Below are 7,443 nucleotides of genomic sequence, written 5' to 3' on the forward strand. Positions count from 1 at the left end.
TTCTTGCAAGGCATCCTTCAACAAGGATATGTTTAGGATCTAGTACTCCTGATTTTCGCTAACACTTGTTCTGGAATACGTCCTAAAAAATAATTTTCGATGTTTCCCCAAAACTCATTATTATCCACTTCATTTTCGAACAGATAGGTTAGCATTGCTACCGATAGATAGTGCCTTTCCTTTACATTTTCTAATATATAGTTGGTATACCTGGATGGGTTTTGTATGCTACGTTCAATCTGCATCCGAGAGTTGATACGTAGAAATATCTCCGGACTGTTTCCGCCGTTCACGCGATATATCATGTTACCCAGAGCTTCTAGTATACCAAGAAGAATAAATATTTTCTCAACTTTCTCTGGATTTACCTTTGGTAAAAACATCGTAAGGTGACTTGGTTCGTTATTCATCTGTTGCCCCTGGCTAAGAATATATCTCCACTCAATTCTGATCCAGTCCAAAAAGCCTGCATAGGAGCTATTTTGGATCGAATACTTTTCCCTCGATTCGCTGTACTTTAGAAATCGTTGATAAAAATTAGAATGCTTTTGCATCATTCGATCATAATGCTCCGCACTATGGATCAGGACCGAGGCCAGGTTTTCACAATAATATTTATCTCCATTCATGCTCTTTTTCAGCTTTGCTGCAATTTCTGTAATGGAAAAGTAACTTCGCTCCTTGGCATATACACCGAATATATCCGCAATATGATCTAATTGATGATTCAACTCATTTGTATACTGATCACGATGTGACGACTTCAAAGCAATTTCCAATTGAAGAACAGGGAGGATATGAACCAAAAAGGGCAGTCCTAGTTCTTCATCCTTCGAATGAAACTTATACTTGAATTGGGGAAAGGATAGACCTTGGAAATTTGATTCCCACAGGTTCTTCATATCACAAGTATAGATACTTCCATATGCTGTTTTATGTCCTTCATCAATCTTCTTGAAATATTGCCCGTATCGACTCATAATTTGCTGCTCCTGATCGCGCTGAACCATAAAATACTCTTTAGCAAATACACTTCTCGGACGAGCAATGATAGGTGAATATCCCATCTTAGCCTTAAAATCCTTCTCAATAATCAATAAAGCTGTTTTTAACTTGTTATCAACCTCATCACTGACCTCGGAACCCTGTTGGAATATATAACCAAATTCTTCTGCGTTAATTAGAAGATGACGTACATTGCTGCTGTTCTTATTCTCATTAATGAGCTGCAGAACCTTTGTCATTACTTGAACAAGCTGATCTTTGCGAATGGTTGAAATTCCATGCAATCGGTTAACGTGAACAAAATCCTTAGGCAAGAAATCAAAATAGGCATATCCTCGCTCCAGTGCCCTTGCAGCACGTCCGATCTCTTGGACATAGTCACAAACATTTCCTGTCGGAGCAAAATGATATACATTCACGATATCAGGCAAATCGATTCCCATGCCAAAAGCTTTGGTAGCCAGCATGATTAATGCTTCGCCTTCCTTGAATCGTTGGTAGTTTCCGTGCTTACGGTCTTTAGCAAGAGGACCATAATAAGCCGCGAGCTGCTGACGCAGTTGTTCACTCGCATAAATTCTGGTAAACTCATGAAACTGATTAATTAGTCCTACTGTTGGGAAATAAACGAGCGTTTTTTCACCCTTGTCCAGATACTGTTGTAATCTAAACAAAAGTATTTTGAATTTGTCCTCCAAATATTCCTTAAATCGCTCTTTGGTTTGATTGGATTTCTGAATGCAAACCTCCAGATCATCTCGCTTCACATAGCCAAAGTAGCTAATGGGATTAATTAAATTCAAACTATCTCTTGTTTCTGCATACATATCTTCAACTCCACCGTATATGGCGGTTGCAGTAAATGTAGCAATTGGAAACTGTATTTCCTTCTTGCGCAGACGTTGCAGATATCCTCCTAAATACCAGTAGTCAGAGCGAAACGCTTTTCCCCACGTTGTCACAATGTGGGCCTCGTCGATTACAAACAAACCTACTTCCCGTTCTCCAATTAATTGAGCTATATCAGAGCGACTAAGGAGCGTCTCTGGAGAAATATAGAGGATAGAGATCTCTTTTGTACGAATTCGTTCAATAATGCTCATTTTTTCAACAGGTGTAATTTCAGAATTAATCGTTGCTGACATGTGAACATTACGATCCATCAGACCCTGTACCTGATCTGTCATCAAACCAATTAACGGGGAAATAATAATAGTCATTAGTCCATATTTTTCAGCAAGGTAAATAGCAGGCACTTGAAACATAACTGACTTTCCTGCGCCAGTTGGGGAAGTCACGAAGATATCGCGGTAACGATCCCCCTGTTGCGCTAATGTAGCCTGTTGTACGATGCTATCTATGACTTGGCTTTGAGGAATAAAGACTGTTTCTTTTTTAAATTCTGGGTCATGAATATCCTTATACATTCGCAAGTTGCGAAAACTTGAGTAATTCCAATATTTCTCAAGTACACGCAAATATTCTGTTTCATATTGTTGTGGTACATACGTTGTTGTTTTCGTAACTAATGTGAATGAAATATGAGGAAGTTGACTCTGTAGTAGCTGAATTCGCTCTTGATAACGATGAATGGATGCACTTATATCTCCTGTATAAGAGATCCGAATTTGCTGTTGTTCGGTTGATTCATTGGATAAAATTCGGGTGATGAGGCCAATCAATACATCTTCTTCTTCAATAAGCTCAAGTTCAGCTATATCGTTATTCTCAAGTTTGTGCTCTGGAAGTTCGAATTGGGGAATTGAATAGTAATGAATTGCTGGTTCAGAATCAGCGTAAACAATAAACCAATTGTTATCGATTTTTTTTAACGTTCCATAATATTTTTGAAAGATTTCAAAATCTACATCTTGTTCAGGTTCCTCGGCAGCACTGTCATCCTCGAAATAAGTCGTAAACAACCTATCTGCTGCAGGTATACTGTATAAACAAGGAAAGGTGCGGTGATAAATATTATTTTCATAGATTACAATGGTGAAGTAGAGGGATAGCACATCTGTGCCTATAACTTGATATTCCTCGTAAGTACACCAGGCAGCCTGTTCGATTTTATGAAGTGACTGAAATAATTCCGGAAGAATGGACGCTTTGGCTTGATCAAGCTCATTAATTGAAATAGCAATAGAAAGTGGGATAAGCTTGTGCAGAGGAATTGGATCAAAAAAAGATTCTGGAAACCCTTTAAATACAAAAAGCATTTTTTTTTGATTAGGGTTCTGTTTTATTTGCAAGAGATCTTGTTCAATTTTTGAATATGTATTCATTTAATTAACCTCCTAATGGTTCAGGCCAATAGTAGTCTTCACAGATTGCCTGTTTGCTCATTTTATTTGCTAATTTCCTCAGTGCTTTAGCTTCAATCTGTCGAATTCTTTCCCTTGTTAGTCCGAATTCCTCTCCTACTTTCTCAAGCGTTTTTGGTGTATTGTCATTAAAACCAAATCTTTCCTGAATTACTTCTTGTTCCCGTGGTTTGAGATGAATGATGATCAAATCACGCAGCCGATTCCTCAAATCATGCTGTTCTGCCAAGAGTGCAGGATCATAATAAATTTCACTATACTCGCTCAACAATCGATGCGTTTCCAAGCTAATGAATTGACTTAGCTCTGACTCTTGACCATCTTCTGAAATATTCTGCTCAGTCGATGTTATCCCCAGAACTTGATGCTCCACGATTTTTGCTTGTTCATATTTTTCTGGAGGGATGCCTACTTTCAACATAATATCTTCCTTGCTAGGGGGATTATGTTGATCCTCAAAAGCTTGCTCGGCACGTTTAATTTTTTGAATAAGTTCAAACATATGTACAGGAACTCGAATCGTCGTTCCCGTGTCGATGATAGAACGTATTATACGTTGCCGTATCCACCAGACTGCATAAGTGGAAAACTGAACATCTCTGCTTACATCAAATTTTCTAATAGCTTCCATTAACCCTATCGTACCTTCCGATACCAGGTCATCATAGGAATGCTGGTGATTGGAGTACCTTAAATATCTGGAAGCCAATTTCTGAACCAGCTTTATATTGTCTACAACCAATTTCTCAAACTCTAGGTCGTTCTGAGTCTCATGATACTCTTTAAGAAGAATTGTATTTTTGGAGTAGGCCCCCTTACTGGAGGTGGCATCAAGCATATCTAAGTTCGTATTGGGTTTCCATTCCATATTTAAAATATCATCAATGTTTGTTGCTTTATTTTCCTTCTTAGACTGGTCTATATGTAAGATATCTTGATATCCCATATTCTCAAGAAAAATCTCAACATCTTCATTCTCTAGTTGTTCATCAGTTAAGGATTGCAGACAAACCTTCGCCTCGGCAAAAGGAATTTTCTGCTTATCAGGAAAAGTTCGTTCTAGCACTTGCTGCATCTCGCGAATACTCTTACCCATTTGAATGCCTCCTTTATTACCAAAAACAACCTATTAAAATATTACCATAAATTTATTTGGTATTACAATACCCAATTATAGATTACGGTTTTTATAAATACAGTCGCAACAAAAAAGCCGTACAAAAATCAGGATTATACCTGACGTTCGTCGGCTTGTTTTAACTGAAATATGGGAGTGCTTCATCTACTGTAGAAAATGAGCAAATTTATCCGGCTCATTCCTAATGCCTTGAGCCAGCTTCTCATATGCTGCTGATAACTTTAATGAACGAACCCTCTTAGCACCTTGATCGCGCGGCTCAACAAATCCATCTTCTCTCCAATGACTTATTTTATCTCTTATGGATCGCTCAGATAAATTCAACAGATTTCCCAATTCACTTGTCGTTAGAGCATCCTGTTTAAACGTTAATTGAGCAAAGACCATTCTTTGCCTAGAATATAGCTTACGAATCAGATCTGGTACTATTTTTGTCATTTGGGCAGATTTCTCCGATACGATAGCAGCGGCTTCTTGAAAAACCTCTGCTAAACCGTAAATAAAGAACTCTAGCCAAGGCGTCAAGTCAGCCTCATTCCGTCGAAAATAATAATTGTGATGGAGCCCCCAATTGGAGCCGGCGATAATATTCAGCCAAGTTCCGGTCATAGAAATTTTCAAGTACAAATAACCCTTTTAAACCATAACCACCGCGGCGTAGGAGATAGGTTGTAATCATTCGAGCTGTTCGACCATTTCTGTCCATATAAGGATGGATCGTCAGAAACTGCCACATACAAATTCCCGCTTTAATGGGGACTGGTACCGTATAGGTTTCCCGAGAATTAATCTAGGCAACCAGATCCTCTATCAATAAGGGTACATTTTAAAGAGAGATCGTCTCCCATGCTTATTATAATTAGGCTTGTCCACTCACCGCACAAAGCGCCCGCTACACAAAAACCGCACCTTTTCCTGACATTGGTTCGTGTTCATAACGTGTTAACAATATGTGCGACAAGGCGCAAATTATGTTCAATAAGTAAATTGCGGGAATGCGTATTGCCTTGGGCCATTAGTGCGAGATGTTTCGCTTCTTCTTCTTCACGAAGCGGCTGTGGAAAAGCATTGTTTTTTCACATACGACACGAGCAGCGTTAGCTGTTTAATAAACAAAGCGATTGCAGCAAATAATCCCATCGTCTGGCCCCCTATGCTGTATTACCGGGCTTTCTAATCAGCCTCAGTGTCCACCAACATCAATTTTATATTCTACGTGGGCGGGGGCCTATATGTGCATGTACAAGGAATTAGAATAAATAAAGCAGCTGAAATTGACCACAGCTTATTTACATAAATCCTCAACGAACTTAGGAAGAACAAACGATGCTTGATGCAATTCAGGCGTGTAATACTTCGTGTTAAGTTCAAAGAAACGTGAGACTTCTACTTCTAGTGGATCATATGTCTTTGAACCGAGCGTAAACGTCCACATCCCGCTTGGATACGTTGGAATATTGCATGTATAAAGGCGGGCGATAGGAAAAATTTCTTTCGTATCCTGAATGGCGTTGCGTATTAAGTCGCCTTTGAACCAAGGATTATCTGTTTAAAATGTACCCCTTGTAAAGGACAATTAAAAAAAGGTTAGGCGACTTCAAGCTGCTGTCTGTACCTTACAGGCGGCAGCTTATTTAAGTTCCATTGACCTCGATAATGATTGTAATAGATCATGTAGCTTTTTACTTCTTGCTTTACCTCTTCCAAGGTCATACACGTTTTGATATTCGTTTCATCTTTAAAATGCCCAAAGAATGATTCTTGTGGGGCGTTATCCCAACCGTTTCCTCTACGCGACATCGATTGACTTAGCCCCATTTTCTTCACAAGATATTGGAACTTCGGGTTCGTATAGTAAAATCCTTGATCCGAATGAATCAACGCATCCGGAGTGAGATGGCGATGTTTCTTGAGTTGTTTCAACGTCTCGATCGCAATATCCAAACCAATGGAAGCAGAAACTTCATAGGCTAGAATCTCATTGGTTTCGGCATCTTTAATCGTCGATAGATAGGCTCGCTTGTTGTTTCCATAGGTTAAATACGTGATGTCGGTTAAGAGCACCTTACCGGCGATCCCTTGCTTAAAGGCTCGCTTTAACGTGTTGGGACAGGTTCGATGCTCATGGGTGGCTTTGGCCATACGTCGTGCGGGATTTGCTTTTCGAATGGGACAAACGATGTTGTACTTTTGCATGACACGACGAATTCGCTTGAGGTTGTATGTGATTCCATATTGCTGCTCCAGTGTCATTTTAATTTGACGAGCCCCCTTCTTTCTTCCCCGATAATGGTAGGCTTTCAGAAGAATCGCTTTCACTTTTTGATCGTTTTCTTCCTGTTTTTGACGATGTAATCGAGCATCTTCGCTACCATATCGATAATAGCCGGAACGTGAAACCCCAGCGATTCCACAAAGAACATGCACCTTTCGCTGGAAAGGATAGGTGTTCATCATCTGTTGAATAAGTTCGAATTTTTGCCGCGTGCTTAGTTGGATTTCTTTTTTCTCATCTGCCTTTCGAGTTGATCGAGCTTTTTTAAGCATTCATTTTCCGCTTCGAGCCCCTTCATTTTCGCTTCCAAACGGGCATATTTTTCTTCGAGACTTAATTCACGGCCCAGAGGACGGCCTGAGGCGTGTTTTCTAGCGTCTGTTAATCCGGCAGGCCCTTGTTCTTGATAAGCCGTGCGCCATCGATTGGAAGCCTTCTTAATCCGGGTTGGACCCAAAACGTCTAGAGCAAAGCCCGCTCCCTGAAAAATCTCACTTGGAAGCTTACCTTGATTGTATTCTTGAATAAATCGTTCTTTAAACGCATCCGTATAGGTAATGGCTTTAGCACTCACATTTTTCACATAGGGATTTGTTCTTAACTGAGCTTGCTCTTGAGTTGTAAAGCATTTTTTAGACATCCGCTTCGACCGCCGCTCGTTTTTTTATTTATTGTACACAAAAAAGACCCTACAAGATGAC

General features: G+C 39.7%; 5 protein-coding genes and 2 pseudogenes. All 7 read right to left on the reverse strand.

What is annotated here, in order from left to right; genetic code table 11:
• Nucleotides 1-32: 32 nt before the first annotated feature.
• The 7 genes and pseudogenes from ACSR9A_RS24555 to ACSR9A_RS24585 all read right to left on the reverse strand — a co-directional run bounded on the left by ACSR9A_RS24555 (nt 33) and on the right by ACSR9A_RS24585 (nt 7,382).
• Nucleotides 33-3,290 (reverse strand): DEAD/DEAH box helicase, encoded by a 3,258-nt coding sequence (locus tag ACSR9A_RS24555; RefSeq protein WP_473760168.1) that lies wholly within the window; start codon nt 3,288-3,290, stop codon nt 33-35.
• A gap of 4 nt (nt 3,291-3,294) precedes the next feature.
• A complete protein-coding gene (locus tag ACSR9A_RS24560) occupies nt 3,295-4,425 on the reverse strand; it encodes a sigma-70 family RNA polymerase sigma factor (protein WP_473760170.1) in 1,131 nt (376 codons plus the stop codon).
• A gap of 186 nt (nt 4,426-4,611) precedes the next feature.
• Nucleotides 4,612-5,088: a Fic family protein gene (locus ACSR9A_RS24565; protein ID WP_473760261.1), complete on the reverse strand. Its 477-nt coding sequence runs from the start codon at nt 5,086-5,088 to the stop codon at nt 4,612-4,614.
• Entirely contained in the window at nt 5,000-5,203 is a 204-nt protein-coding gene (locus tag ACSR9A_RS24570; RefSeq protein WP_473760173.1) for a Fic family protein, read from the reverse strand. The genes ACSR9A_RS24565 and ACSR9A_RS24570 overlap by 89 nt, the downstream gene beginning before the upstream one ends.
• 208 nt (nt 5,204-5,411) lie before the next feature.
• A pseudogene (locus tag ACSR9A_RS24575) lies at nt 5,412-5,607 on the reverse strand (RNA polymerase subunit sigma-70); the annotation flags it as partial.
• 145 nt (nt 5,608-5,752) lie between these two features.
• A pseudogene (locus tag ACSR9A_RS24580) lies at nt 5,753-6,016 on the reverse strand (spermine/spermidine synthase domain-containing protein); the annotation flags it as partial.
• Between the two features lie 38 nt (nt 6,017-6,054).
• A protein-coding gene (locus ACSR9A_RS24585) for an IS3 family transposase (protein ID WP_473760175.1) occupies nt 6,055-7,382 on the reverse strand; the annotation gives its coding sequence in 2 pieces (ribosomal slippage) (nt 6,055-7,013 and nt 7,013-7,382; 1,329 coding nt in all).
• Between the last annotated feature and the right edge of the window lie 61 nt (nt 7,383-7,443).

The organism is Paenibacillus sp. R-74696, from assembly GCF_055814915.1.

Bases quoted from the DNA above. Each gene is read 5' to 3' on its own strand.
- ACSR9A_RS24555 (WP_473760168.1), bottom strand. From the start codon at position 3,290: ATGAATACATATTCAAAAATTGAACAAGATCTCTTGCAAATAAAACAG.
- ACSR9A_RS24560 (WP_473760170.1), bottom strand. From the start codon at position 4,425: ATGGGTAAGAGTATTCGCGAGATGCAGCAAGTGCTAGAACGAACTTTT.
- ACSR9A_RS24570 (WP_473760173.1), bottom strand. From the start codon at position 5,203: ATGTGGCAGTTTCTGACGATCCATCCTTATATGGACAGAAATGGTCGA.